Here is a 25,204-nt window from a genome sequence, read left to right as displayed (position 1 = left end):
CGCGCCCACGGACACACGTGTGCACGCGCGGAGCCGGCACACCTGCCGGTTCAGGCCGGTATCGGTATCTGGATCAGGATGGTGGTGCCGCCACCGGGAGGGGAGTCGATGGCCAGCTTCCCGTCGAAGGCCGCCACCCGGTCCGCCAGTCCGCTCATGCCGTTTCCGGCGGTGGCCTTGTCCACGCCACCGACCCCGTCGTCGGCGACCTTGATCCGCAGCAGGTCCCCGAACTCCAGGGTGACGTCGATCCGGGACGCCCGGGCGTGCTTGACGGCGTTCGTCACCGCCTCGGCCACGACGAAGTACGCGTTGGACTCGACGGTGGAGGAGATGCGCCGCTCGTCCGTGCTCTCGACGACGGTGGGTACCGGGCACCGGGACGCCAGGTCCTTCACCGCGGCCACCAGCCCCTTCACCGTGAGCACGAGCGGGTAGATGCCCGAGGCGAGCTCCCTCAGCTCGTTGATCGCGGTCTGGGCGTTGTCGATGGACTGGTCCAGCAGATCGATCACGTCCGTCCGCGTCCGCGGTACCAGCTCCCGTGCCAGCCGCAGCCCGATCATCAGGCTCACCAGACGCTGCTGTGCCCCGTCGTGCAGGTCCCGGGCCGTACGCCGGTGCACGGCCTCGGTGCTCTCCATGATGCGTCTGCGGCTGTCCTGGAGGGACGCCGCCATGGAGTTGAAGGAGGTGCCCAGTGCCCCGATCTCCGCCACCTTGCTGGGCGGCATCCGCACGCTGAGGTCACCGCCCGCGAGTTCCTCCGCCGCGGCCGCCGCCCCGCGCACCGGCCGCACCACCGCGCGGTGCTGGAGCACCGTGAAGACGGCCACGAGCGCGGTCGAGGCCGCGAGTCCCACGGCGGCGGCGAGCACCGCCTGGCGGCTGTTGGTGCCCGCCGCGTCCGTGCGTTCCGCGAGCTGGGCCCGCTCGTCCGTCATGTACCTGCCGAACTGGTCCCGCAGGACGTCGACGCGGCGCTTGCCCTCGGCCGTCTCCTTCAGGCTGGAGGCGGTGGGGTCACCCCGCCTGACCATCTCGACCAGCGGGAGCGAGTAGTCGTCCAGGAAGGACTTCACGCCGCGTGTGATCTGCTCGGCGGTGCGCCGCTGTTCCGGGGAGGTGGCGCTGCCGGTGAACCGTCGCTCCTCCGCGGGCAGCGCCTCGCGCGCCGCCTGCCACGGCTGGAGGAACTCCTCCCGCTTGGTGATCACATAACCGCGCTGTCCGGTCTCGAGGTCGAGGAGCAACTGCTCCATGCCGCCGGCTTCCACGAGGGCCGTCCGGGACGCGCGCCGGGCCGAGACGGAGCTGTTCGCGTCGGAGATGGCGAACAGCAGGACGGCGAACGCCACACCGATCAGCAAGGCGAGCAGGCCGCTCGCCGCGACCGTGAGGCTCGTCAGCCCCAGCCGCCGGCCCGTCTTCTGCTGTCGTGTGCCCATGTTCCGCCTGCCAGCCCGTGGAGGGATCGAGACACCTGAAGTGTGCAATGTATCCGTACGCGAGCAGAAGACGTGTCCACATGGCAGGCGCGGGCACACGCCCGCGCGCCGTTTGGCCCCGGTGCCGTCGGCCTCGCGCCGCTTCGGCCGGGTGTCACAGGGCGCGCCGGTGTGCCGGACCGGCGTTCCGCGTCTCGCGCGATCCGCGTGGACGTCCCAGGTCGCAGTGGCGGAGCAGGGTGAGCAGGGTGAGCAGGGCGAGTGTGCTCGCGGCGCTGAAGCCGGCGGCCAGCGCGTGCCCGGCCGTGTAGGCGGGGCCGGGCCCGGACCAGGCCGGCACGGCGTGGGACAGGGCACCCACGGCCAGGAGCCCGCCGGTGCCGAGCCCCAGCACCGCCACGCCCACCAGCGGTACGACCACCAGCAGCGACCCCACCAGATGCCGGTGCCCCGGGGCGGGCCGGACCCGGCCGGTGCGGGCCAGGACCGCGGTGAGGCCGCAGGCGACGGTGAGGACCAGCAGGTCGGCACCGATCGTGTCGCTGGGACGGTGCCACCCGGCCGCCACCGTGTAGGCGCCCACGCCGGTGGCCCACAGGGAGCAGACGCCCACGACGGCGGCGCGCAGCCGGTACGGAACGATCAGGGTCAGCCCGGACAGCACGCTCATGGCGATGGTGGTGTGCCCGCTGGGAAAGCTGTTGTGGAGCAGGTGCGGCGGGGCGCCGACGAGATCGGGCCGGCCGAGCACCTGCCGCTTGAGCACCTCGGACAGCGCGAGCGAGCCGGCCACGGTGCCGACGGCGACCGCGGTCAGGGCGGGGCGCCGGCGTGCCACCCCGATCACGACGAGCACACCCACGGCGCTGCCCAGGGACATCACGGTGATGTGGTCCAGGACCCGGTCCGCCTGGTGCACGGCGGTCGGTGTCTCGTCCCGCGCGCGCCCGGCCAGCACCGCGTTCTCCCAGCGCTGGCCCGCCGCCGTGCGCACGAACCCGGCATAGACCAGCAGGCCGAGGCCCGCCGAGACACATCCGGCCGCCGCCAGCCGCGCCGACACACGCACACCGAAGCTCCGATCTACACCATTTCCTCCGGTTCGTGACATCTTCCCGATGCTACGGGGGAGTCGCCGACCGCACACGCCGGCCGATGCCTGTCCGCCGCACGGGACGAGGTTCGTCACACAGGCCGGGACAGGTGCCGCCGCACACCTCGGCCGTCGCGGGCGATGTGTGGCTTTCCCGATGTGTAGCCTTCCCAGGCACATGACCCGGCGGCCGGGGTCCGCCCAGGAGTGGCAGGCGGGGCCCGCCCTGTAGGGACTTCCTCATCCCGTCGGCGCCGCGATCGTGGGGTGTGCCCCATGGCGTCACAGGCCGTGCGGCGCGAGAGTGGAGGCGTCCGGTCCGAAGCACCCGACCACGTTGGACCACGTGTGGCGCGGCGGCCCCGTCCCCCGGGGGCCGAGCGCCGCCTTCCCCGCGGTGCGGACCCGGTGTCACAAGGCCCCGGGTCCGCACCGCACAGGCCGGTCCCCCGCCCGGCTCACACGGGCGGACGGGGGCGCACCGGTTCAGTCGACCTGGGCGGTGGCCTGGTCGACGAGGCGCTGCGCGAGCTCGCCCAGCCGGGCCGGGTCGCGCTTGAGTGCCCAGACGCCCAGGAAGTCGATGAGGCCGAAGAACGTGTCGTCGTTCTCGATCTTCCGGTCCAGCAGCATCGCGAGGGGGCCGGGCTCGTCGTACGGCAGCGTCCGCGCGGTCTGCCCGTTCGCGGCCGGGGGCGGGGCGCCGTCGGAGGGGGCGGCGGCCGTGCGCGGAGGGACGACGGGCGGCGCCGGCCTGGACGGCACCGGGGAGGGCACGGCGGGTGACGCCTCGGACCGGGCCGCCTCCCGGCCCGTGTCGACGGTGACCGCCGGTGCCGGCGGCGCCTGGACGGTGTCGGCGGTGGCCGTCTCGGCCCGGGGCGCCCGGACCGTCTCGGCGGTCCCCGCCGGTGCCGGCGGAGCCTGGACCGTCTCGGCGGTGGCCGTCTGGGGCGGCGGTGCCTGGACCGGTACCGTCGGCGGCTCCTCGCGCACCGCCGGCGCCGCGGCCCCGGTGACCTGTCCGGCGTCCGGTACTGCCGGGTGGCCGTCCGCGACCACACCGGAGTCCGCCGCCGGTTCCGCCTGGCGGGCGGCCTTGCGCGCCGCCTTCTCCGCCTCCTTGCGGGCGCGTTCGGCCTTGAGCGCTTCCAGCGCCGCCATCTGCTGGTCGGCCGGCTTGTTGCCGACGGCGCGCAGCAGGTCGATGGGCTCCTGGCCGATCCTCGCCTGGAGTTCGGGGGTGAGCGTGAGCAGCGCCAGCCGTTGCGACACCCAGCCCTGGGAGCGGTGCAGCCGCTTGGCCAGGGCCGTCTGGCTGCCGTGGATGGCGAGCAGCCGCTGCAGGGCCCGGGCCTCGTCGAGTTCCTCCAGGTCCTGCCGGTGGATGTTGGCGACCAGCGCGGACTCGAGCAGTTCCTCCGAGGTGCTGCCCTGTTCGTCGCTCACCATGACCTTGACGGTGGCGAGGCCGGCTTCGCGGGCGGCGGCCAGGCGGCTGCTGCCGTCGATGACGACGTGGGTGGTGTTGGGCTCCAGGTCGCCCGCACGGTCCGGGTTGGCCGCGAGGTAGGCGTCGCGGTTCATGACCGTGATGGCCTGCTTCTGGCCGTGGGTCTTCAGGCTGCCCGCGAGGTCGGTCAGATCGCCCAGCTGCGAGCGCGGGTTGTCGGGGTTGGGGCTGATCTGGTGGACGGGCAGTTCATTGGGCGGGGCCACGCCCTCGGTCGGCACGCCGGTCGCGGCGGCCACGGCCTGCCGGCGTGCGCTGACGGGCCGGGCGCCGCCGAAGCGTCCGGCGCCCAGCTGGTCGGCCTTGCTCATGAGATCTCCCGGGCCAGTGCGCGCATCCCGATGGCCTGCTGCGACTTGGGGGCGTAGGACAGCAGGGGCTGCTTCATGCGGACCGCTTCCTTCTGTTCCTTCAGGTCGCCGATCAGTCCCACCACCCTCGGGTCCTTTATGTCGACCCAGCCCTGGAGCGAGGAGGTGGCGATGTAACCGCGGCGCGAGTCGTAGAGGTTGACGACGATACCGAGGTAGTCGATGTCGATCTGCAGGTCGTCGCGCAGGTCGTCGATCTGCGTGGTGAGCAGTTCGTAGGCGTCGGCCGAACTGTCCTCGGCCTGCACGACGATGAGCGCACCGGACTGACCGGGCTTCTCGCCGTCGCGCCGCCTGCCGTAGTACGCGGCGGCGTCCATGCTGAGGCCCAGGCTGGGCGGGCAGTCGACGATGATGACGTCGTAGTCCGCCTCCAGCGGGGCGAGGGCCCGCTCCAGCGCGGCCTCCCGGGCGCGTACGGCGGACAGCCGCACGTCGAGGAGGAAGGCGTCGTTGCACGCGGGCAGCAGGTGCAGACGGTCGCCGAAGGTCTCCGCGTCGATGGGCACGACGAGGTCGCGCAGATCGCCCTTGGGGTCGCCCGCCATGTGGTTGGTGAGGCTGTCACCGTTCATCGGAAGGGGGGCGGCGCCGAGCTGGTTGGTGAGGTGGCACTGGGGGTCGAAGTCCACCAGCAGGACCCGCATGCCGAGGCCGGGCAAGTTCTCGATCTCCAGGGGCTCGTCCTCGCCCTCCTCGGCGTCGCTGGCCCGCAGGGCCTTGGCGAGCGCCTTCGACACGCGCACGGCGTGCAGGGTGTTGGGGGACTCGGCGAGCGCCTCGCCGACGCCGGCCGTGATGGCGGTCTTGCCCACCCCGCCCTTCTGGTTGCAGACGATGATGCGGCGGGTGACGCTGGGCCGCTCGACGTCGGGCGCCGGGTTGGAGTCCAGCCACAGCCTGACGGACTGGGCGAGTCCCTGGATGAGGGAGACGCTGCGGTCCGCCGCCACCTTGCGGAACGTCTCCCACTGTCCGGGCGGGAGGAAGGTGGAGAAGGAGTCGGCGCCCGCGGTGTCGACGGGTTCGGTGGCCGAGGCGAGGGCGCACCAGTCCCTGATGCCCTGCTCGACGGCGGCCTGGATCTCGATGCCGTGCTGGGCGGCCCTGACTTTCAGGTCCTGCCGCAGCTGGCCCGGCAGCTTGGAGACGACCTTGTCGCGGTCGCCGGAGGAGGCTGGAGAACTCATGGGGGTACCTTACTAACGCTCGTGATCGTTCGCGTCGCCGACACGTTAGTTAAGCCGACTGCCTGATGGTCCGTGCCGCCCGCCATGGCGGCCAGGACCGCCGCTCGCGCGTCATCTCCCCCCATGCGTAACGGATTTCGCCGACTCGTCGGATCGGTTCCGGTTCCGGGCCGCCCGGCCGTGCGGGTCACCCACGAGCAGCAGCACCCCGCGGACACCGGCCGCGGCGCCGGCCGCGACCCGTGTCCGGGCCGCGGCGGCGCCGCGTCGCTCAGGCCCGCCGCAGCCGCAGCGTGACCAGCTCGAACGGCCGCAGCCGCACGGCGATCCGGTCGCCGTCCCGCTCCGGGGCGGCCGCTGTGGCGAGCGGACGCTCCAGCAGGTCCGTCACCGTCGCCTCCGCGACCTCGAAGCCGGCCGTGAGCGTCGCCCGGGCCCGGCCGCCGTGGGCCTCGTGGAAGCGGACCACCACGTCCCCGCTGCCGTCGTCGGCGAGCTTCACGGCCGTGACCACGACCGCGTCGTCGTCCACGGTGACCAGCGGGGCGACCTCGCGGGCGCCGGTCAGACGCCGTTCGGGCAGGTTGACGCGCCAGCCCTCGCGCACCGCGTCCCCGATACCGGCGCCGGGCACCAGCGCGTGCCGGAAGCGGTGGACGCCCTGGTCGGTCTCGGGGTCGGGGAAGCGCGGGGCGCGCAGCAACGACACCCGGACCGTCGTGGTCGTACCGAGGTCGCCGTCGGACCGCACGGTCCGGGTCACGTCGTGGCCGTACGTCGAGTCGTTGACGACGGCGACGCCCCAGCCGGGCTCCTCCAGGTGGACGAAGCGGTGGTTGCACGCCTCGAACTTGGCCGCCTCCCACGAGGTGTTGGTGTGCGTCGGCCGGTGGAAGTGCCCGAACTGCGTCTCGGAGGCGTACCGTTCGGCGTGCAGGTCGAGCGGGAAGGCCAGCTTGAGGAACTTCTCCGTCTCGTGCCAGTCGACCTCGGTGTCGATGACCAGCCGCCGTTCGTCCGCGCCGAGGGACAGCACCTGGGTGACCCGGGACTCGCCGAAGGCGCGGACGACCCGCACCGACGCCCCGTCGTCGCCCGGCAGCACCGACTCGGCGTCGGTGAGGTCGGTGACGGTGTTGCGGTAGAACTCGTCGACGTCCCAGGCGTCCCACATGTTCGGGAAGTCGGGATGCAGCTGGAGCAGGTTGGCGGCCCGCCCCGGCGCGACCGTCTCCCGGCCCGCCGCGATGTCGTACGCCGACACCACCAGGCCCCGGGCGTCGACCTCGATCCGCAGCAGGCCGTTGTCCAGCGTGAACCCGCCGCCCTCGCGCGCCGTGAGCGAGGTGCCGCCGGTCACGGCCGGGGCGGCGGCGCCGCCGGCCGGCACACCGTGACGCGGATGCGGGGCCGCGTTGAAGACCAGCTCGGTGCCGCCCTCGCCGGCCAGGGCACGCTGGGCGCCCTCGATGATCGCGGTCAGCTCACCCGCGATCCGGTCGTACGTCGCCCGCGCCTCCCGGTGCACCCACGCGATGGACGAGCCGGGCAGGATGTCGTGGAACTGGTGCAGCAGCACCGTCTTCCAGATCCGGTCCAGCTCCTCGTACGGGTACGGGAACCCGGTGCGCACGGCCGCGGTCGCAGCCCACAGCTCCGCCTCGCGCAGCAGGTGCTCGCTGCGCCGGTTGCCCTGCTTGGTCTTGGCCTGGCTGGTCAGCGTGGCGCGGTGCAGTTCGAGGTACAGCTCGCCCACCCAGACCGGCGGCTCGGGGTACTCGGCCTCGGCCTTCTCGAAGAACGCGCGCGGGGTCTCCCACTCGACGGTCGCCGAGCCCTCGAGGTCGCGCAGCCGGGCCGCCTTGGCGACCATCTCGCGGGTGGTGCCGCCGCCTCCGTCACCCCAGCCCGTGGGCGCGAGGGAGTGCCGGGCCCGCCCCTTGTCCTTGAAGTTCTTCGCCGCGTGCGCGATCTCACTGCCCTTCATCGAGCAGTTGTAGGTGTCGACGGGCGGGAAGTGCGTGAAGATCCGGGTGCCGTCGATGCCCTCCCACTGGAAGGTGTGGTGGGGGAACTTGTTCGTCTGCGACCAGGAGATCTTCTGGGTCAGCAGCCACTTGGAGCCGGCCGCCTTGATGATCTGCGGCAGTCCCGCGGCGAAGCCGAAGGTGTCGGGCAGCCAGGCCTCCTCGTTCTCGATGCCGAACTCGTCGAGGAAGAACCGCTTGCCGTGCACGAACTGCCGGGCCATCGCCTCCGAACCGGGCATGTTGGTGTCCGACTCCACCCACATCCCGCCGGCCGGCACGAACCGACCCTCCGCCACGGCCTTCTTCACCCGCGCCCACACCTCGGGCCGGTGCTCCTTCACCCACGCCCACTGCTGCGCCTGGGACATGGCGAAGACGAACTCCGGCTCGTCCTCGATCAGCGCGGTCATGTTGGACGTCGTACGGGCCACCTTGCGCACCGTCTCCCGCAGCGGCCACAGCCAGGCGGAGTCGATGTGCGCGTGCCCGACGGCGCTGATGCGGTGCGCGGACGGCACGGCGGGGGCCGCCAGGACGCCGGTGAGCTGCTGCCGGGCCCGGCCCGCCGTGCCGTTCACGTCCTGGAGGTCGACCGCGTCCAGCGCCCGGTCCACGGCGCGCAGGATGTCCCAGCGGCGCGCGGAGTCCACCGGCAGCTCGGCCATCAGCTCGCCCAGCACCTCCAGGTCCAGCACGAGCTGCCACACGGTCTCGTCGAACACGGCGAGGTCCATGCGGGTCAGGGTGTACTGCGGCTCGCTGCCGGCGGTCTCCTTGTCGCCCAGCTGGGTCGGCAGGAAGGGGTGGTAGTCCAGGATGACCGGGTTCGAGGCGGCCTCGATGTGCAGCCGCACCTCCTCGCCGCCCGCCACGGGCGCGCCGATCCGCACCCACTGGTTGCGCGGGTTCAGGCCCTTCACCGGCGTGCCGTCGGGCCGGTAGACCAGGCCCTCGCACTGGAAACCGGGCATGTTCTCGTCGAACCCGAGGTCCAGCAGGGCCTCGACGGTCCGGCCGGCCCACTTCTCGGGCACGGTACCCGTCACCCGGAACCAGCTGGTGCCCCACGGAGCACCCCACCGCGCACCCACCTCGATCGGCTCGGGTTCGGCGGCCAGTCCCTCAGCGACCGGCACCGGCTCGCCGGGCGCGTGCCACACCGCCACCTGAAGCGGTACGGACTCGGGGTACACGGCGGGGCGGATGCGTTCTTCGAGGACCCGCTTGAGGCGGGCTTCCACCAGGGTGCGGTCGTCATGCATGGGGGATGCTCCGTAGGTCGTACGTCAGGAGGGTGGTTTCCAGGGTGGGTGACGGGTGCGGGGATGTCACTCGGCAGCGGTCGCCCGAGCCGCGCCCGTCCCCGCTGCCGGGAGCACCTGCCCGGCCGTGACCACCTCGGTGATGCCACGCGCCCGCAGATGGTCCGCGTCGTCGGCGCGGTCGTCGAGGACGGTGGTGGGCCTGGCCCCGTCGGCGGTCAGGCGGAAGAAGGCGTCGTACAGGTCTCCGCCCGGGGCGAGCGCCGTACGCCGCTCGGGATCGGCGGGCACGACGAGGGCGGTCGTGCGCGGTGCCGGGGTGGGGTGGGTCCGGCGCGCCGCGTCGGCGAGCACCCGCGCGATGTCCTTCGGCCGCCGGTCGTTGGTCAGCAGGCCGAGGCTGTACTCGAGCTCCGGGAAGTCGGCCAGGCCGCGCGAGACGTCGTGCGAGCACCACCAGGTGACGCCCCACAGGCCGGGGCAGTCCAGGACGTTGGCGACGGTCGCCTCGGCGAAGGCGGCGGCGTGCTCGGCGGGCACCAGGGGCGCGGGGGCGCCGACCTCCTGGAGCCACACCGGCCGGTGCGGGTCGTCCGCCCAGGCCTTGCTCAGCTCGACCAGGTAGGCGGCGTGGTGCTCGCTGGGCACGGAGGTACGGCCGTGGCGCTGGGCGGTGCCGTTGAACACCCAGGAGTGCACGGCCGTGACGCCGCCGTACCGGGCGGCCTGGGCCGGGGTGAACGGCATGTCGTGCTGGTACCAGGTGGCGTCGTACTCGGCGTGCAGGTGCAGCCGGCCGGGGGCCCCCTCCTCGCAGGCCGCGAGCATGCGCTCCAGCCAGGCGTCGATCTGCCCGGGTGTGGCCCGGTCCGGATCGGGGTGGGGGCCGGCGCTGAACTGGTTGACCTCGTTGCCGACGGTCATGCCGATGAAGTTGGGCCGGTCGGCGAGGGCCGCGGCGAGGGTGCGCAGGTAGGCGGCCTGTCCGTCGATCACCTCGGGGTCGGTGAACAGATTGCGCCGGTGCCAGGTGCGCGTCCAGGCGGGCAGGAAGTCGAAGCTGGACAGGTGGCCCTGCAGCCCGTCCACGTTGACGTCCAGGCCGCGTTCGGCGGCGGCGTCGGCGAGGGCCACGAGCTGCTCCACCGCGCGCGGCCGGATCAGGGCCCGGTTCGGCTGGAAGTAGGGCCACAGCGGGAAGACCCGGACGTGGTCCAGACCGAGCGCGGCGATCGAGTCCAGGTCGGCGCGTACGGAGTCGAGGTCGAAGTCGAGCCAGTGGTGGAACCATCCTTCGCTGGGGGTGTAGTTGACGCCGAAGCGCACGGCAGGAGGCATGGATGTCCTTGAGCTGGGGGGTGGCGTGGGCTCAGCCCTTGACGGCGCCCTCGCCGACCCCGCGGAAGAAGTACCGCTGGAGGCAGGCGAACAGGGCGATGAGCGGGGCCACGGCGATGATCGTTCCCGCGGCGACCAGGCGCTGGTCGTTGGCGAAGGTGCCGTGCAGGTAGTTCAGGCCGACGGTGAGGGTGAACTTGGACGGGTCGCCGAGCACGATCAGCGGCCACAGGAAGTCGTCCCAGGCGCCCATGAAGGCGAAGATCGCGACGACGGCGAGGGTGCCCCTGACCGACGGCAGCGCGATCCGCAGGAACCGCTGCCAGACGTTGGCGCCGTCGACGAAGGCGGCCTCCTCGATCTCGTAGGGCAGGTTGAGGAAGGCGTTGCGCATCAGGAGCACGTTCAGCGCACCGACGCAGCCCGGCAGCACCACGCCGATCAGGGTGTTGTTCAGGTCCAGCGACCGCATGGTCGTGAACTGGGCGATGATGATGCTCTCGGCGGGCACCAGCAGCGCCAGGATGAAGACCAGGGTGGCCACCCTGCGGCCCCGGTAGCGCAGCCGCGCCAGGGCGTAGCCGGCGAGGGCGGAACCGACGCAGTTGGTGACCACGCTGGCGACGGCGACCTTGAGGGAGTTCAGGGCGTAGTCCCACACGGGGATGACGTCGGCGACCCGGCCGTAGTTGTGCAGGGTGGGGTGGTCGGGCAGGAACGACGGCGGGGAGCTGTAGATGTCCTCCGTCGGGCCCTTCAGCGAGGTCGACAGCTGCCACAGGAACGGGCCGATCGTCAGGGCCAGCACGCCGAGCAGCAGCAGGTAGCGCAGGACGAGTTCCCAGGGCCGTACGCGCCGGCCGGTGTCGTCGGTGAAACGGGTGCGGCGGCCGGTCCGCCGGGCGGTGTCGGTGGTCGGGTGCCCCGGGCGGGCGGACCGCTCGCCCGGGGTGCGCAGGGTGTCGGTCATGCCTGGGCCTCGTCCTTCCGGTCCGCGCGCAGCACCAGCAGCATCAGCACCACGGTGATCAGGAAGACCACCACGGAGATGGCGGAGGCGTAGCCGACCCGGCCGCTCAGGCCGGTGCCGGTGCGCTGTACGAGCATGACGAGGGTGGTGTCCTCGCCGCCCGGTCCGCCCGTCGGGTTCGCGATCAGGTACACCTCGGAGAACACCTTGAAGGCGGAGACCGAGGAGAGCGCGGCCACCAGGACCATCGTGGACCGCAGGGCGGGCACGGTGACGCTGAGGAAGCGGCGGACCGCGCCCGCGCCGTCCACGGCGGCGGCCTCGTGCAGTTCACGCGGCACGTTCGCGAGGGCCGCCAGGTAGATGATCATGTAGTAGCCGAGGCCCTTCCAGACCGTGACCGCCATGGCGCTGAGCAGGATCAGCCACTGGTCGCTGAGGAACCCGACCGGGCCGGCGCCCAGGGTCTCCAGCAGCGAGTTGATCAGACCGCGTTCGTCCAGCAGCCACACCCAGATCAGGCCGACGACCACGATCGAGGCGACGACCGGGGTGTAGAAGGCGGACCGGAAGAAGGCGATGCCGGGGATGTGCTTCTGCACCAGCAGCGCGAGCAGCAACGGCAGGATCACCAGCGCCGGGACGACTCCGACCACGTACAGCGTGCTGTTGCGCAGGGCGACCCAGAACTGGTCGTCGTGCAGCATCTCGCGGTAGTTGGCGAGACCGACGAAGTCGCCCGGGACCAGGGTGCGACGGTCGGTGAAGGAGTTCACCACGGTGGACACGAACGGGTACAGCACGAACGCGGCGGTGACCAGCAACCCGGGTGCGGCGAACAGCCACGGACTGGAGGGCAGCTGGCGCCGCACCCGGGAGCCCCGGCGAGCAGGGGAGGAGAGAGCCACGGCGGATCAGCCCTGCTTGAGCAGCTGGTCGCAGGCCTTGACAGCGTTGTCGAGCGCCTGCTTGGGGCTCTCCTTGCCCTGGAGCGCCTTGGCGATCTCCTGCTGGAGCGCGGTCTTCATCTGGTCGCTGAACACCACCGGCGTGTAGTTCACGGCCGTCTTCAGCGACTTGGCGGCGGCCACCCGGACCCGGGTCTCGTCGGTGCCGTCCTCCTTGGTGAAGTACGGGTCGTTCAGGGAGCCGGCGGTGCTCGGGAAGATGGCGACCTGCTTGGCGAAGGCCATCTGGTTCTTCGCGTCGGTGACGAAGTGCGCGAAGGCCACGGCCGCGGGCTTCCGCTTGGACTGCGCGTTCACCATCACGTTCTGCACGTACATGTTGACGTGGCCGGTGCTGGTGATCTGGTCGGTGATGCCGATGTTCTTGTACAGGGTCGGTGCCTGCGTCTTGAAGTTCTTCAGGTCCAGCGCGCTGCCGGGGTTCATGGCGACGGCACCGGTGAGGAACTTGTGGCCGGCCGACTCGGGCGTTGCCGTCAGGGCCTGCGGGTCGAGGGCCTTGGCGTCGTACAACTCCTTGTACTTGGTGAGGAGTTCGACACCCTTGGCGTCGTTGAAGGAGAAGGCGGTGCCTTCCTTGTTCACCAGCTGGACGCCGTAGCGGCCGAAGTCCTCGATGGACGGCACGTTGGCGAGGGTGGCGACCTTGCCGTCGGTCTTCTTGGAGATCTGCAGGCCGACCTCGAACAGTTCGGCGTACGTCTTCGGCGGCTGGTCGGGATTGAGGCCGGCCTCCTTGAACAGGGCCTTGTTGTAGAACAGCGGCCCGGTGTTCAGGTACCAGGGGAACGCCCAGGTGCCCGGCAGGCCCGGGATGTCGGTGCTGCTCCACGCGCCCGGCAGGTACTCGCTCTTGTACTTCGCCGCCGCCTTGTCCTTGTCCAGGTTCAGGGCGAGCCCGGCCCTGGCGAGCGGGGCGGCCAGGTCGGGGGAGACGTTGACGACGTCGGGCAGCGTGCCGCCGGCCGCCTCCGCGCTGAGCTTGTCGGCGTAGCCCTCGGCGGGCTGGTCGACCCACTTCACGTGGGTGCCGGGGTACTGGTGCTCGAAGTCGGCGATCAGGCCCTCGAAGTAGGGCTTGAAGTTGGCGCGCAGGTTCCAGGTCTGGAAGGTGATGTCGCCCTGGACCTTGCCCGAGGCGTCGCCCGACGAGCTGTCGTCGTTCCCGGAGCCGCAGGCACTCAGCGGCAGCAGGGCCGCGACGGCGACAGCGGTGGCGAGGGTTCTGCGGGATATGCGCACGGCTGGAGGCTCCTTCGGACAGCGGGCGACGGCGACGATGCCGGCCACGGGTTCAGGGGCAGACCTTGCATCCTTCGATGGAAAAATGTCAATGGATCGAGGTCGAAAAGTTACTCAACTCCAACAAAGCCGCAGGTCAGAGGCGTGTGACCGAGAAGGTCCCCGCCTCTTGCCACTGATCGCTAATGCGCTTTAGGCTGAGCCCGCTCAAGCGCATTAGTGCTCACCGGCAGAGAATGGGAGCGGAAGTGGCGGACAAGCGTTCACCGGCGCGCCGGCCGACGATGAAGGACATCGCGCGACGGGCCGGGGTCTCCGAGAGCGCAGTCTCCTTCGCCCTCAACGACCGTCCCGGTGTCTCCGAGGTGACCCGGGCCCGGGTGCGCCGGGTGGCCGAACAGCTCGGCTGGCGGCCGAGCACCGCCGCACGCCAGCTGTCCGGTGAGGGCGCGGCCACGGTCGGGTTCGTGCTGGCCAGGCCCGCGCACACGCTCGGTGTGGACTCGTTCTTCCTCCAACTGGTCTCGGGCATCCAGGAGGTGCTGGCCGAACGCCATCTCGGCCTGCTCTTCCAAGTTGTAGAGGACATAGCCGACGAATGCGCGGTATACCGGACCTGGTGGGCCGAGCACCGGGTCGACGGCGTCCTGATGGTCGACCCCCGCACCGACGACCCCCGGCCCGGCCTCCTCGACGAACTCGGCCTGCCCGCCGTGGTGATCGGGGGCGCGCCGGCCGGGCTGAACCCCCGGCTGTCGGCGGTGTGGGCCGACGACGCCGGCGCGATGGCCGCCGTCGTCGCCGAACTGCACGCCTTGGGCCACCGGCGGATCGTGCACATCGCCGGGCTCCCCGGCCTCGCGCACACCCAGCGGCGGATGCGCAGCCTGCGGGCCGAGGCCGAACGGCGCGGCCTGACCGAGGTCCGCTCGGTGACCACCGACTACTCGGACGCCGAGGGCGCCGCCGTCACCCACCGGGTCCTGTCCGGGCCCGCCGCGCCCACCGCGCTGATCTACGACAACGACGTGATGGCGGTCGCCGGGGTGGCCGCCGCGGCCGAACTCGGCTTCTCGGTGCCCGAGGACGTGTCGGTGGTCGCGTGGGAGGACTCCGCGCTGTGCCGGATGGTCAAGCCGTGGCTGTCCGCGCTGTCCCGGGACAGCGTGGCCTTCGGCCGCACCGCCGCGCGCGAGCTCCTCTCCCTGCTGGACGGTTCCTCCCCGGCCACGGTCCGGGTACCCCTCCCCCAACTGATCGCCCGCCAGAGCACGGGGCCCGCGCGGGAGGTGTGAGGACGGTGTGCGGGGACGGGCGGAGCCGGGGTCGTCGTGAGCCGGTGCGACGGTTCCGGGCCGCCGCCGGGGGACCGGCAGCACGCGGGGCTGGCAGCACGCGGGGCCGGTGCCGGGGGGCGGTTCCGTCTCGGTGGGGGCGGGCCGGTGGGCGGGGGTGGTCCGGGGCCGATGGCCGGCGGGATGGAGGACGGGACGATCGCCCGCGTGCGCAGGGAGCCGTCGTGCCGTGCCGGGGCTCGGCGGCGAGGGCGGAGCCCCGCCCGGTGTCCGGAACCGGCCCCTGATCGCGCTGCCGGCGGCGAGCCGGGGGCAGCTGGGGGAGCAGCCCCCGCCGGCGGGACCGTCACCGGCGTCGAGGGGCCGCCCGCCGGTAGGTGGCGCCGTCCGTCGGTAGGTGCTGCCGTCCGTCGGCACGTGGCGCCGCCCGGCTCGGCACCACCGAATCCGTGGCCGGCCCCCCGCTCGGCGGCGGCGCCGGGGCCACGCCTTCCCCGGCGGCACCGGCGCCCTTGCCGGCTACGCCCGGCGCACCGGTCCGGACGGCTTCCTCAACGCCGGACGTCGTAGACGCGGTTGGTGGGCGTCTCGACGGCGAGCCGCCACAACGCGTCGGAGTCCCTCCTGGTTCACAACGGCGCGCACACGTCCTACTGACGCAGATGACGGCTCACGTCACCGACGAGGTTGATGCGGACCTTCCGTTCCACGAAGCGCCACCGCCCGTCACGGCGTTCGAAGCGGTCGTGGTAGCGGCCGCCCGCGATGGGTTGCAGCGGCAGGTCCGGCAGCGCCTGCAACACGGTGACGTAGGAACGCGCCTGTGCCGTGCCCGCCTGTTCGTCGACCTCGATCGCGGTGTTGGTGGTGACGTGCTGGGTGCGCGGCGTGCCGTCGGCGTAGACGATCAGGGTGTCACGGAACATCTTCTCGATCGCCGCGCGCCCCCTCACCGGCCCGCCGCTGCCCGCGAACGTGGCGTCGGCGAGAAGCGTGCCGAGCCCGGCGAAGTCGCCGTCGTCCACCAGCTCGGCGTACCGTGCGATCAGGTTCTCGATGGCCCGGTGGCTCGACTCGGGGCCGGCGGGCACGGGGGTGGATGTCGGCATGGTCTCCTCCAAGCGGCACGGCGCACTCCGGGCGTGAACACCCGAAGTGTCCCAGGCTACTCGCCGACGTGTGCACACCTTCCGCCCGTGACACCTCCGAGCCGGAGGGAACCCACGTCGCGGCGAGTGCCTCGGTCGGTGTGCGCCGCGCCGCGGGGCTGACGGCGGCCGGTGACGTCCCCGGCCCCGCCCGGGCCGGAAGGGCGCCGGGGACCGCCACCGCGGCGGGCGTACGGATCGAGGCGGTCGGTGCGGCGAGCCCGCCACCACGGCACAAGCTGGACGACACCGAACGCCACCTCGGCAACGAAGAACAGCCACAGCCAGCGCGGGGCGCCGTGTGCCACCGCATATGCCTGCCACGCGGCGAAAAGCGTGCGCGCGATGCCGTCGAACAGTCCGTGCGCCGGCAGCGGGTTGATGATCCGGAGCAGCGCCCAGACGACCACCACTGAACCCATCAGATTCGCGTAGAGGATCTCTATCGGGTCGAGGGCAGGCAGGGTGCCCAGCCCGGTCGCGTCACCGAGCTCCGACAGCGCGTCGTGCACCAGGGCGTAGGTCCACGGCGTGGCGAATCCGGCTGTGACCACGAGGTCGTACCAGGCACTTGTACGTACGACGCGCAGATAGGCGGGGTGGGAAGGGGCGAAAGGACGGATCACGGCGAGGCTCCTGCTGGTCTCCTGCACGGACGCCACGACGGTAAACAGTGGAGTACTGTCCAAGGTCAAGTCCTCAGTTCAGGGAGAGCCGTGCGTATCGGGGAGCTGGCCGCGCAAGCGGGACTGACCAGGGACACCATCCGTTTCTACGAGAAGATCGGTCTCGTCACGGGGCGGCGTCTGGCCAACGGTTATCGCGACTTCCCGCCGGAGGCGGTGCCCTGGCTGCAGTACGTCCGCACCGCACAGACGCTCGGCTTCTCGCTGGCCGAGATCGCACAGACCGGCGAGGAACTGCGGAACGCGCCCGACACCGCCGAGGCGTTGTCCGCGCTGTTCGAGGAGAAGATCAAGGTGATCGATGCGCGTATGGCGCAGCTTGCCGCCCTGCGGGCCGAGCTCGACGCACGTGTGGGCACCGGATGCCCGCTGCGGGTGGCCGGCCGAGCCGGGTGAGCATCGGCAATCAGCATGCGACCTCTTTCGGGGCCGGCATCACCTGCCGGGCAGACAACCCGTGCTGAACGGCATGGGTGCCGGTGGGGCACACGTGAGCGTCAGCCGGCCGCCACCGGCGCGGGCACCCGGGCCGGGGCCGCCAGGCGGTGGGTGGCGTACACCAGCAGGGACAGGCTGATCGCGGCCAGCACGCCGTAGGCGATGTCGCTGTCCAGGCTGTCCCACAGGGTGTGCAGGGTGACCGCGACCGCGTAGACGAACACGAACAGCCCCACGGAGCGGCGGCGCCAGCCGTGGGCGGCGGCGGACCACAGGGCCGCGGCCGTCAGGCCCGTCCAGGCCATGTGCGCGGCGGGGCTCAGCAGTCCGCGCCACGCCAGGAGGTCGTCCACCGCCGACAGGTCGCCGTTGGAGTCGACGAGTTCGACGAAGGCGTAGCCCATCGTCTCGAAGACCGCGAACCCGGCGCCGGAGGCCACACCGATCAGCAGCCCGTCACCGGGGTGCCGGTCTCGGATGACCAGGAGCAGCAGGGTCGGGACGATGAGTTTCGCCGCCTCCTCGATCACTCCGACGGCGACCATCGGCAGGACGTCCAACAGCCGCAGCGTGCGGTACTCCAGGAACCCGGCCGTGGTCACCCCGATCGCGCCGCCCGCCAGGGCGGTCACCGCGACGACCCCTGTGCCGGCGCCGAAGTCGAGCCGCCGGCCCGCCACGAAGGCGACGAAGGACGACGGCACCAGCGCCGCCCCGAAGAACAGCAGAGCGGGGATCAGATTGGGGTTCTGCGTGGAGACCAGGGCCGAGTGGATCAGCCAGAACAGCGTCAAGCCGACCAGCAGGACGGCGATCCAGCCCCAGCGGCGGCCGGCGTGGGCCGGCCCGCCCTGGTCGAACCGGACCGATCGGTGTGTGAGCGACACGGGTACGACTCCCTCCCCAGACGTGGATGAGCCGACAGTGCCCGGTCCCGCGACGGCCCGCATCACACGTTCATGCGAACATGGCGCCCGCGGAGGCCGAACGCCTGTGTGCCGGGCCGTGTGACAGCGGGCGCGCGTGCCCCTTGCGGTCAACGGAGCGGGCAGCGGGCGGCGGAGGTCGTTGCGCGGGTGTGGCGGGCACGGTGCTGCCGAGACAGCTCGGATGGCGGGCGAAGGACTCCGGGAGCCGTCTTGTGCTGCCCGCCGCCGTGGCACAGCGCAATCAGGGGGCCCGGCCGGGGCGAACGCCGCCTGATGGCATCAGTCGTCGTCGGCGCCCGGCCTGTTGGCCAGGCGGGTGAGCCATTCGGTGAGCAGCAGGTGCTCGCCCGGGGTGAGGGGCTGCCGGCCGTCCTCCTCGTCGAGCAGGGCCTTGAGCGCCACGGCGTGCCGGGCGCCACGATCGGCGCGCGACTCGGCCGCGCCGGTGTCCCGGTCGTCCGCGATCAGGGCCGCGAGGACGGCGTCCCGCGTGTTCTCCGACAGGCCCTCGTGCTCGGCGAGCCGCCCGGCGGCGCTCGCGCTGATCAGCGTGACGGTCACGCCGATGCCCGCCGCGTGGATCATCGCGGCCGCGGCCTCGACGCTCATGCGCAGCCGGCCCGCCTCGGCGACGCGGGTGACGAGCCGCACCAGGATGTCGTAGGCCTCGCCCATGACCGTGGCGCCCTCGCCCGGCCGGGGGTCGGTGTACAGCAGCCGGTAGAGGGCCGGGTTGGCGAGCCCGAAGGCCACGTGCAGATCCCAGCCGTGCCGCAGTTGGTCGACCGCGTCACCGGAGGCGAGGTTGGCCTGCTTCTCGGCGAGATAGGAGGCGAAGCCCCGCTGGGCGACCTCGTCGAGGAGCCCCTGCATGTCGCCGAACTGCCGGTAGATGGTCTGGGCCTGTACCCCTGCGGCCGCGCTGACGGAACGCGTGGAGACCGCCTCCCGTCCGCCTTTCGCGAGCAGGTCGGCCGCTGCCCGCAGGATCCGCTCGCGCGGCTGCGGGATCGTGTCGGGTGCTGTCATGCAATCAATGATAACGGTTAACTGTGATCGACGCTCGCACGGCTTCGTGCCGCCGGTGAGGACGTGACCTTGCCGGCGGGCGCCCGGCAGAGAGTACGCGGCGGCTTACTGGACATCCACGCGGGTGACGTGCGCACCTCCCGGCGGCACCGTAGCGCCGCACACGTCGGCCAGTGGCGGTACGGCGCTCAGGACGCTTCGGGCGCCGTACCGCTGGATCGTCCAGGCCGAGCAGACCGTACGCCCGCCCGACGTGCCCCGCAGGACCAGGTGGCGCAGGCCCTGGTAGGGCCGCGTCGCGAGGTGCAGGCCGGCGACCGGGTGGGCGAGGAGCCGGGTGAGGTACCGGCTCGCGTACCGGGGGCCGGCGTCGTCCGGCGCGAACAGACGCTGGAAGGCGGCGGGGTCCCGGGCGCGGACGGCCGCCGTCGCGGCGGTCCGCAGCGCGCCGACGCTGCTCGCCCCCCGGTCGGCCGGGGCCCCGCCGCCCTCTTCGTGGATGAAGTAGCAGATGACCGACAGCCACAGGGCCACCAGGGCGCAGATCACCCACAGCAAGGGGATCCTCGGGATTCGTAGCATGCCGCGTCTGCCGTTTCGGGTCCTGGGCCGGCCGCGAGGAGAGTGCGTCCGGTACCAGGATCGCCGCCGCTCGCCCGCGCCGCGATGGAGCCGCCCCCACGCCCCGCCCCGCGGTGGTGGGGGTATCCCCAGGGGCCGGGACCGGGTGCGCCGGCCGGGGCGCCTCGCTGCGCGCGGAAACCCCCTTCCGCGCCGAGCGGTAACGTGGGGCTGACCCTATGGTTCAGCACTCGGAGCACGAGGCATTCTGGTGAGCATGTCCGTCAACATCGTGGTCGTGGACGACGACCCGGGATTCCGCCGCATCGCCAGGCTGCTGCTGACCGCGCGTGGTCTGCACGTCGTCGCGGAGTCGGAGGACGGCGCGTCGGCTCTGGCGGCGGTGCGTGCCCACCGCCCGGACGGACTGCTGCTCGACCTGCATCTCCCCGACCGTGACGGCGTGGCCGTCGCGCGGATGCTGCGCGAGGAGGAACAGCCGCCCCGGATCGTGCTGACCTCCACCGAGCAGTCGTTCTGGTCCGCGGAGGAGCTGGAGCAGGCGGGAATCGAGTCCTTCATCGCCAAGGACCGGCTGTTCGACGCCGATCTCATGGGCATCTTCCGTCCGCCGTCCGGGGAACCGTCCCTGGAACCCACTGTCTGAGCCGGCTGTCTGAGCGAGCTGTCCGAGTCAGCTGTCTGACCCAGCTGTGTGAGACCTCTGTCCGGGCCCTTCGTCCGAAGCTGCCCGGCACGGCCGGCATCCGGTGGTGTTCGCCCCGCCCTCCGCTCGTTCGGGGTGCCCCCGGCGGGCGGGTCCCTCGTGTCCACGTGCTCCCTGTCCCGGCCCGTCCCGGCACCGCTCGCGGCGGTTGTTATCGACGCTCACAAAAAGACGTTGCCATCATTCCGGCGCCTTGTTATCGTCGATAACGCAGGGCCGAGATCGGCGATGTCATCCGCCGGGTCCGGCGCCTTGCCCTCACATGAAGGAGTGGTCACGATGACCGAAACGAAGACCCGCGTCGCACTGGTCACCGGCGGTACCGGAGGCATCGGCCGGGCCGTGGTCGACCGCCTGGCCCAGGACGGTGTCGCCGTGGCAGTGCACTACGCGGGCAACAAGGCCAGGGCCGTCGAGGCCGTCGAGGCCGTCAGGGCCCGCGGCGGCAAGGCGATCGCGGTGGGCGGCGACGTGGCCGACGAGGTCGCCATGGCCGCGGCCTTCGAAGCCGTGGAGGCGGAGTTCGGCGGCATCGACGTCGTCGTCAACTCGGCGGGCATCATGCTCCTGTCGCCGATCGCCACGCTGGACCTGGACGACCTGGACCGTATGCACCGCACCAACATCCGCGGCACCTTCGTCGTCTCCCAGCAGGCGGCCCGCCGGCTGCGCCGCGGTGGCGCGCTGATCAACGTCTCCTCCTCCCTGACCCGGCTCCAGTTCCCCACCTACGGCGCCTACGCCGCAAGCAAGGGCGCGGTCGAGGCGATGACCCTGGTGCTCGCCCGTGAGCTGCGGGGCAAGGACATCACCGTCAACGCCGTCGCCCCCGGCCCCACCGCCACCCCGCTGTTCCTCGAGGGCAAGGACCAGGCGGCGCTCGACAACCTCGCCAACGCGGCCCCGCTGGAGCGGCTCGGCACCCCCGAGGACATCGCGGAGGCCGTCGCCTTCCTGGCCGGGCCGGCCCGCTGGATCAACGGTCAGACCATCTACGCCAACGGCGGCATCGCCTGACACCCGGCGCCCCTTCCCGCCCCCCTCAACGCCCCCACCTCCACCCGCCCCAGCCCTTCGCCAGTCCGCCCCGCGGTCGAGGAGATTCCCATGAGCAGGATCGTCGTCATCACCGGTGCCTCCAGCGGCTTCGGCGCGCTCACCGCACGCGCCCTCGCCGACGCCGGCAACACCGTGTACGCCGGGATGCGGGAGACCACCGGCCGGAACGCGCCGCAGGTCCGCGCCGCCGCCGACTACGCCGCGGAACACGGTGTCGACCTGCGCTCCGTCGAACTGGACGTCAACTCCGACGACTCCGTCGACGCGGCCGTCAAGCGGGTGATCGGGGAGCACGGCCGTATCGACGTCGTGATCCACAACGCAGGTCACATGGTCACCGGTCCGGCCGAGGCCTTCACCCCGGAGCAGCTGGCGCAGCTGTACGACGTCAACGTGCTGTCCACGCAGCGGGTCAACCGGGCCGCCCTGCCGCACCTGCGCCGGGCCGGCCGGGGCCTGGTCGTGTGGGTCTCCAGCTCCAGCGTCAAGGGCGGCACCCCGCCCTACCTCGCCCCCTACTTCGCCGCCAAGGCCGCGATGGACTCCCTCGCGGTCAGCTACGCCGGCGAACTCGCCCGCTGGGGCGTCGAGACCTCGATCGTCGTGCCCGGCTCCTTCACCAGCGGCACCAACCACTTCGCCCACTCCGGCCACCCGGCCGACGGCGCCGTCGAGGCGGAGTACGAGAGCAGGTACCCGGGACTGCTCCAGCAGGTCTCCCGGAAGCTCGCGGCGCTCGCCCCCGAGGGCGCCGAGGCCTCGCTGGTCTCCGACGAGATCGCCCGGATCGTGGCCCTGCCCGACGGCGAGCGCCCCTTCCGGGTCCACATCGACCCGGCGAACGACGGCTCCGAGGAGGTCTCGGAGACCGCCGACCGGATCCGCCGCGAGTTCCTGACCCGGATCGGCCTGGACGACCTGCTGACCGTCCACCCGGCCGACGCCTGACGGCACCCGTCACGGGGCGTCGCGCACGCCGGCGGGCTCGGCGTCAGCTCGCGGACGGCCCCCTGTCGCCTCGCGCCCCGTGTCACCTCGCGCCCCGTGTCACCTCACGAGAGCCGTGCCATCGAGGCACACCGACGGGCAGCCGGCCTCGGCTACTGCCCCGACCACCGGGTGCCGTAGCCGGCCCGCCACCGCTCCTGCCCCCGCCCCGCGCCTCGCACGTTCATGTGATGCGGAACGGCCGGACCGCTGGAAGGCTCAACAGCAGCGGAGAACCGACGGAAGGCGGGAGTCATGGGATTCGTGACGGTGGGCCGGGTGAACCCCGAGTCGCTCGACCTGTACTACGAGCATCGCGGAAGTGGCCGTCCGGTGGTGCCCGGGCTGATCAAGGACCTGACGTTCGTGACGGTCGAGGGCGGCCCGCACACCATCGCCCGGACCCACCCGGAGGAAGTCGACACCGCCCTGCCGGAGTTCCTCGCCAAGTGACCGCGCCCAGCCTCGACCGGTCCCCGTGGCCCGGGCGGAGCGGGGTCACCCGGCACCTGCTGACCCTGGCGGCCGGAGCGGCGAACGCCTTCGGGTTCCTCGCCCTCGACGGCGTCTTCACCAGCGTCGTCACGGCCAACTCCGCGCTCCTCGGCCTGCACCTGGGCGACGCCCACCTGGCCGCCGCCCGCCTCGTCGCCGTAGCCCTGCTCGGCTATGTCGTCGGGGCGGCGGCCGGCGCTGTGGTGGCGGCCGGCCGGGGCCGGCTCCGGGGCAGGGGCATCCGGGGCGGCCTGCTCCTGGAGGCCCTGCTGCTGTGGCTGGTGGTCTGCGGCTGGCTGGGCTGGCACACGGCACCGCACGGCGCCGCCCGCACTTCGCTGCTGTTCCTCACGGCCCTCGCCATGGGGTGCCAGAACGGCAGTGTCCGGGTCACCGCCGGCAGCGAGGTCACCACCGCCTATCTGACGGGCCTGCTCACCACGACCGTCACGGTGCTCGCCACCCGGGGGCGCCTGCGGACCCGCAGCGTCGGCATCGTGGCCGCGCTGATCGCCGGGGCGGCGGTCGAGGGCGCCGTCCACCGCTGGCTGCGCCCCGGGGCCCCGCTCGTGCCGGCCCTGCTCGTCACCGCGGCGCTGGCGGCGACCTGGCCGAGCGCGCCGACCCGCCCGGCCGCCGCCCCGCCGTAGCCCTGAGCCCGCTGGGGCATCCCGTTTCCGAGGCACGGCCCGATCCGACGAAGAGAGCGCACGACATGACCGCATCCGAGGTCGACCCGACACCGCACCCGCACCCGCACCCGCAGGACGGCGCGGTCGGCCGCTCGGCAACCATCACCGTCACCGCCCGCGACGGCAGCCGGCGGCGGCTCAAGCGGTACACGGCGATCGGGTACGGCGTGCCTGGGGGCTGCGCCGCCGGGTACTCGCCGGAGATGAACGCCCCGGTCGCCGCGAGCGACTACAGCAGACGGAGCGACCAGCCCCCGATGAAGAACATCAGGGTGCGGGTCGCGCCCAGTGCCGAGGGGTGACCGGCCATGACGATCGCCGGCGTTCTCGCCTCCCTGCCCGCACCGGCCGCCGCGGACCCCGCGCAACTGCTGCCCGCCCGCGAGCAGATGGCCTTCACCCTCGGGTTCCACATCATCCTCGTGCCGTTCGGTGTCGCCCTGACCACCCTCATGCTGATCGCGCACTGGCGGGGTCTGCGCAAGGGGGACGCCGAGGCGCTGCGGCTCGCCCGACGCTGGTCGAAGGTGGCCGCCGTGCTGTTCGCGGTCGGTGCCATCACCGGGACCGTCCTCTCCTTCGAACTGGGCATCCTGTGGCCCCGGCTCATGGGCGACTACGGCTCCGCCTTCGGCTTCCCCTTCGCCATCGAGGGCCTGTTCTTCTTCCTCGAAGCGATCTTCGTGGCCCTCTACATCTACGGCTGGGACCGGATGCCGCCCTGGGCGCACTTCTGGACCGGGGTGCCCGTGTCCCTGGCCGGCGTCGGCGGGACCGCCTCGGTCGTCGCCGCCAACGCCTGGATGAACCAGCCCGGCGGCATCACCGTCGAGCACGGCAGGGTGGTCGCCGTCCGGCCCGTCGAGGTGTTCTTCAACGGCGCCTTCTGGCTGGAGTTCTGGCACATGCTGATCGCGGCGTACATCGTCGCCGGATTCGTCGTGGCCGGCGTCTACGCGGTGGGCATGCTGCGCGGCCGGCGCGACCGCTACCACCGGGTCGGATTCCTCACCGGCTTCGTCACCGCGGCCTGCGCGCTGCCGGTGCAGATCATCGTCGGCGACACCATCGCCCGGCAGGTCTTCGACGACGAACCGGCGAAGTTCGCGGCCCTGGAACTGCTGCCCGACACCGGCTCGCACGTCCCCGAGACCCTCGGCGGCGTCCTGGTCGACGGCAAGGTGCGCTACGGCATCGAGATCCCCGACATGGCGTCCCTGCTGGCCGGCTTCAGACCCTCGACCACCATCAAGGGGCTCGAGGCCGTCCCGGCGGACGTCCGGCCTACCGACGCGCAGGCGAACATCGTCCACTGGGCGTTCGACATCATGGTCGGGACCTCCTTCCTCATGCTCGCCGTCGCCCTCTGGTTCGCCTGGCTGTGGTGGCGCCGCCGGCACACCCTCGCGACCGACCGCTGGTTCCTGCGGTCCGCCGCCGTGTGCGGCCTCGTGGCGATCCTCTGCCTGGAGAGCGGCTGGGTGGTCACCGAGGTCGGCCGCCAGCCCTGGATCGTCGTCGGCCACCTGCTGACCCGGGACGCGGTGGCCACCCGGGGCGACCTGTGGCCCTTCTTCGGTGCCGTCCTCCTGCTCTACCTGGCCGTCGGCGCCGCCGCCCTGTGGGTGCTGCGGTCCATGACACGGCGCTGGCGGCAGCAGGGCGACGAGGCCGTGTCCGTGCCCTACGGTCCCGAACGCCCCGCCGGGACCACCGAGGGAAAGGCGTCCTGA

General features: G+C 72.2%; 22 protein-coding genes and 1 pseudogene. 9 read left to right on the top strand and 14 right to left on the bottom strand.

Annotation, left to right across the window (positions count from 1 at the left end; genetic code table 11):
- Positions 1-50 precede the first annotated feature (50 nt).
- From LG395_RS14310 to LG395_RS14270, 9 genes are all read right to left on the bottom strand, one after another.
- Positions 51-1,448 (bottom strand): sensor histidine kinase, encoded by a 1,398-nt coding sequence (locus tag LG395_RS14310; protein ID WP_225809777.1) that lies wholly within the window; start codon positions 1,446-1,448, stop codon positions 51-53.
- Between the two features lie 154 nt (positions 1,449-1,602).
- Positions 1,603-2,517: a phosphatase PAP2 family protein gene (locus tag LG395_RS14305; protein ID WP_225809775.1), complete on the bottom strand. Its 915-nt coding sequence runs from the start codon at positions 2,515-2,517 to the stop codon at positions 1,603-1,605.
- Positions 2,518-3,027: 510 nt separating this feature from the next.
- On the bottom strand, positions 3,028-4,365 hold the full coding sequence (locus LG395_RS14300; protein WP_225809773.1) for a ParB/RepB/Spo0J family partition protein: 1,338 nt from the start codon (positions 4,363-4,365) through the stop codon (positions 3,028-3,030).
- The gene (locus LG395_RS14295; RefSeq protein ID WP_225809771.1) at positions 4,362-5,615 is read right to left on the bottom strand and encodes a ParA family protein; all 1,254 of its coding nucleotides are present in this window, start codon (positions 5,613-5,615) and stop codon (positions 4,362-4,364) included. Before LG395_RS14295 ends, LG395_RS14300 begins: the two co-directional genes overlap by 4 nt.
- Before the next feature lie 271 nt (positions 5,616-5,886).
- Positions 5,887-8,907, bottom strand: coding sequence for an alpha-mannosidase (locus LG395_RS14290; protein WP_225809769.1), 3,021 nt, complete (start codon positions 8,905-8,907; stop codon positions 5,887-5,889).
- A 66-nt stretch (positions 8,908-8,973) separates the two neighbouring features.
- Complete coding sequence (locus tag LG395_RS14285; protein ID WP_225809767.1) at positions 8,974-10,245, bottom strand: glycoside hydrolase 5 family protein; 1,272 nt, start codon at positions 10,243-10,245, stop codon at positions 8,974-8,976.
- Positions 10,246-10,276: 31 nt separating this feature from the next.
- Positions 10,277-11,215, bottom strand: a complete 939-nt coding sequence (locus tag LG395_RS14280) for a carbohydrate ABC transporter permease (protein WP_225809765.1) — start codon at positions 11,213-11,215, stop codon at positions 10,277-10,279.
- Entirely contained in the window at positions 11,212-12,123 is a 912-nt protein-coding gene (locus LG395_RS14275; protein WP_225809763.1) for a carbohydrate ABC transporter permease, read from the bottom strand. Before LG395_RS14275 ends, LG395_RS14280 begins: the two co-directional genes overlap by 4 nt.
- Before the next feature lie 6 nt (positions 12,124-12,129).
- Positions 12,130-13,425, bottom strand: coding sequence for an ABC transporter substrate-binding protein (locus tag LG395_RS14270; protein WP_225809762.1), 1,296 nt, complete (start codon positions 13,423-13,425; stop codon positions 12,130-12,132).
- Between the two features lie 284 nt (positions 13,426-13,709).
- Between LG395_RS14270 and LG395_RS14265 the strand changes: the two genes are divergently transcribed.
- Entirely contained in the window at positions 13,710-14,720 is a 1,011-nt protein-coding gene (locus tag LG395_RS14265) for a LacI family DNA-binding transcriptional regulator (RefSeq protein WP_263982575.1), read from the top strand.
- A 650-nt stretch (positions 14,721-15,370) separates the two neighbouring features.
- Here the strand turns inward: LG395_RS14265 and LG395_RS14260 are convergent.
- Entirely contained in the window at positions 15,371-15,829 is a 459-nt protein-coding gene (locus tag LG395_RS14260; RefSeq protein WP_225809758.1) for a nuclear transport factor 2 family protein, read from the bottom strand.
- A gap of 227 nt (positions 15,830-16,056) precedes the next feature.
- Positions 16,057-16,494: pseudogene (locus LG395_RS14255) on the bottom strand (hypothetical protein); the annotation flags it as partial.
- Positions 16,495-16,584: 90 nt separating this feature from the next.
- Between LG395_RS14255 and LG395_RS14250 the strand changes: the two are divergent.
- Positions 16,585-16,950: a MerR family transcriptional regulator gene (locus LG395_RS14250; RefSeq protein WP_225809756.1), complete on the top strand. Its 366-nt coding sequence runs from the start codon at positions 16,585-16,587 to the stop codon at positions 16,948-16,950.
- A gap of 101 nt (positions 16,951-17,051) precedes the next feature.
- On the opposite strand, the gene LG395_RS14245 is transcribed toward LG395_RS14250, so the two are convergent.
- The 3 genes from LG395_RS14245 to LG395_RS14235 all read right to left on the bottom strand — a co-directional run bounded on the left by LG395_RS14245 (position 17,052) and on the right by LG395_RS14235 (position 19,499).
- On the bottom strand, positions 17,052-17,879 hold the full coding sequence (locus LG395_RS14245; RefSeq protein WP_225809753.1) for a PrsW family intramembrane metalloprotease: 828 nt from the start codon (positions 17,877-17,879) through the stop codon (positions 17,052-17,054).
- A gap of 321 nt (positions 17,880-18,200) precedes the next feature.
- Positions 18,201-18,950, bottom strand: a complete 750-nt coding sequence (locus LG395_RS14240) for a TetR/AcrR family transcriptional regulator (protein ID WP_225809752.1) — start codon at positions 18,948-18,950, stop codon at positions 18,201-18,203.
- Positions 18,951-19,055: 105 nt separating this feature from the next.
- Positions 19,056-19,499 (bottom strand): hypothetical protein, encoded by a 444-nt coding sequence (locus LG395_RS14235; protein ID WP_225809866.1) that lies wholly within the window; start codon positions 19,497-19,499, stop codon positions 19,056-19,058.
- Positions 19,500-19,788: 289 nt separating this feature from the next.
- Between LG395_RS14235 and LG395_RS14230 the strand changes: the two genes are divergently transcribed.
- From LG395_RS14230 to LG395_RS14200, 7 genes are all read left to right on the top strand, one after another.
- Positions 19,789-20,178, top strand: a complete 390-nt coding sequence (locus LG395_RS14230; protein ID WP_225809750.1) for a response regulator transcription factor — start codon at positions 19,789-19,791, stop codon at positions 20,176-20,178.
- 339 nt (positions 20,179-20,517) lie between these two features.
- A complete protein-coding gene (locus tag LG395_RS14225; protein ID WP_225809748.1) occupies positions 20,518-21,255 on the top strand; it encodes an SDR family oxidoreductase in 738 nt (245 codons plus the stop codon).
- Positions 21,256-21,345: 90 nt separating this feature from the next.
- The gene (locus tag LG395_RS14220) at positions 21,346-22,245 is read left to right on the top strand and encodes an SDR family NAD(P)-dependent oxidoreductase (protein ID WP_225809746.1); all 900 of its coding nucleotides are present in this window, start codon (positions 21,346-21,348) and stop codon (positions 22,243-22,245) included.
- 294 nt (positions 22,246-22,539) lie between these two features.
- Positions 22,540-22,737, top strand: a complete 198-nt coding sequence (locus LG395_RS14215; protein WP_225809744.1) for a hypothetical protein — start codon at positions 22,540-22,542, stop codon at positions 22,735-22,737.
- Positions 22,734-23,429, top strand: a complete 696-nt coding sequence (locus LG395_RS14210; protein ID WP_225809742.1) for a DUF1275 family protein — start codon at positions 22,734-22,736, stop codon at positions 23,427-23,429. Before LG395_RS14215 ends, LG395_RS14210 begins: the two co-directional genes overlap by 4 nt.
- Positions 23,430-23,494: 65 nt before the next feature.
- Positions 23,495-23,773, top strand: a complete 279-nt coding sequence (locus tag LG395_RS14205) for a hypothetical protein (protein WP_372463226.1) — start codon at positions 23,495-23,497, stop codon at positions 23,771-23,773.
- A gap of 6 nt (positions 23,774-23,779) precedes the next feature.
- Positions 23,780-25,204, top strand: coding sequence for a cytochrome ubiquinol oxidase subunit I (locus LG395_RS14200; protein WP_225809741.1), 1,425 nt, complete (start codon positions 23,780-23,782; stop codon positions 25,202-25,204).

It is taken from the genome of Streptomyces spinosus (assembly GCF_020400655.1).
GTDB lineage: Bacteria > Actinomycetota > Actinomycetes > Streptomycetales > Streptomycetaceae > Streptomyces > Streptomyces argyrophylli.
The sequence above is the reverse complement of the archived record's forward strand: the minus strand, read 5'-3'. Positions and strand labels throughout refer to the sequence as shown.

Excerpts from the sequence above, each read along its gene's own strand:
- LG395_RS14310 (WP_225809777.1), bottom strand. The coding sequence starts at position 1,448 with ATGGGCACACGACAGCAGAAGACGGGCCGGCGGCTGGGGCTGACGAGC.
- LG395_RS14300 (WP_225809773.1), bottom strand. The coding sequence starts at position 4,365 with ATGAGCAAGGCCGACCAGCTGGGCGCCGGACGCTTCGGCGGCGCCCGG.
- LG395_RS14295 (WP_225809771.1), bottom strand. The coding sequence starts at position 5,615 with ATGAGTTCTCCAGCCTCCTCCGGCGACCGCGACAAGGTCGTCTCCAAG.
- LG395_RS14290 (WP_225809769.1), bottom strand. The coding sequence starts at position 8,907 with ATGCATGACGACCGCACCCTGGTGGAAGCCCGCCTCAAGCGGGTCCTC.
- LG395_RS14285 (WP_225809767.1), bottom strand. The coding sequence starts at position 10,245 with ATGCCTCCTGCCGTGCGCTTCGGCGTCAACTACACCCCCAGCGAAGGA.
- LG395_RS14280 (WP_225809765.1), bottom strand. The coding sequence starts at position 11,215 with ATGACCGACACCCTGCGCACCCCGGGCGAGCGGTCCGCCCGCCCGGGG.
- LG395_RS14265 (WP_263982575.1), top strand. The coding sequence starts at position 13,710 with ATGAAGGACATCGCGCGACGGGCCGGGGTCTCCGAGAGCGCAGTCTCC.
- LG395_RS14260 (WP_225809758.1), bottom strand. The coding sequence starts at position 15,829 with ATGCCGACATCCACCCCCGTGCCCGCCGGCCCCGAGTCGAGCCACCGG.
- LG395_RS14240 (WP_225809752.1), bottom strand. The coding sequence starts at position 18,950 with ATGACAGCACCCGACACGATCCCGCAGCCGCGCGAGCGGATCCTGCGG.
- LG395_RS14230 (WP_225809750.1), top strand. The coding sequence starts at position 19,789 with ATGTCCGTCAACATCGTGGTCGTGGACGACGACCCGGGATTCCGCCGC.
- LG395_RS14225 (WP_225809748.1), top strand. The coding sequence starts at position 20,518 with ATGACCGAAACGAAGACCCGCGTCGCACTGGTCACCGGCGGTACCGGA.
- LG395_RS14220 (WP_225809746.1), top strand. The coding sequence starts at position 21,346 with ATGAGCAGGATCGTCGTCATCACCGGTGCCTCCAGCGGCTTCGGCGCG.
- LG395_RS14215 (WP_225809744.1), top strand. The coding sequence starts at position 22,540 with ATGGGATTCGTGACGGTGGGCCGGGTGAACCCCGAGTCGCTCGACCTG.
- LG395_RS14205 (WP_372463226.1), top strand. The coding sequence starts at position 23,495 with ATGACCGCATCCGAGGTCGACCCGACACCGCACCCGCACCCGCACCCG.
- LG395_RS14200 (WP_225809741.1), top strand. The coding sequence starts at position 23,780 with ATGACGATCGCCGGCGTTCTCGCCTCCCTGCCCGCACCGGCCGCCGCG.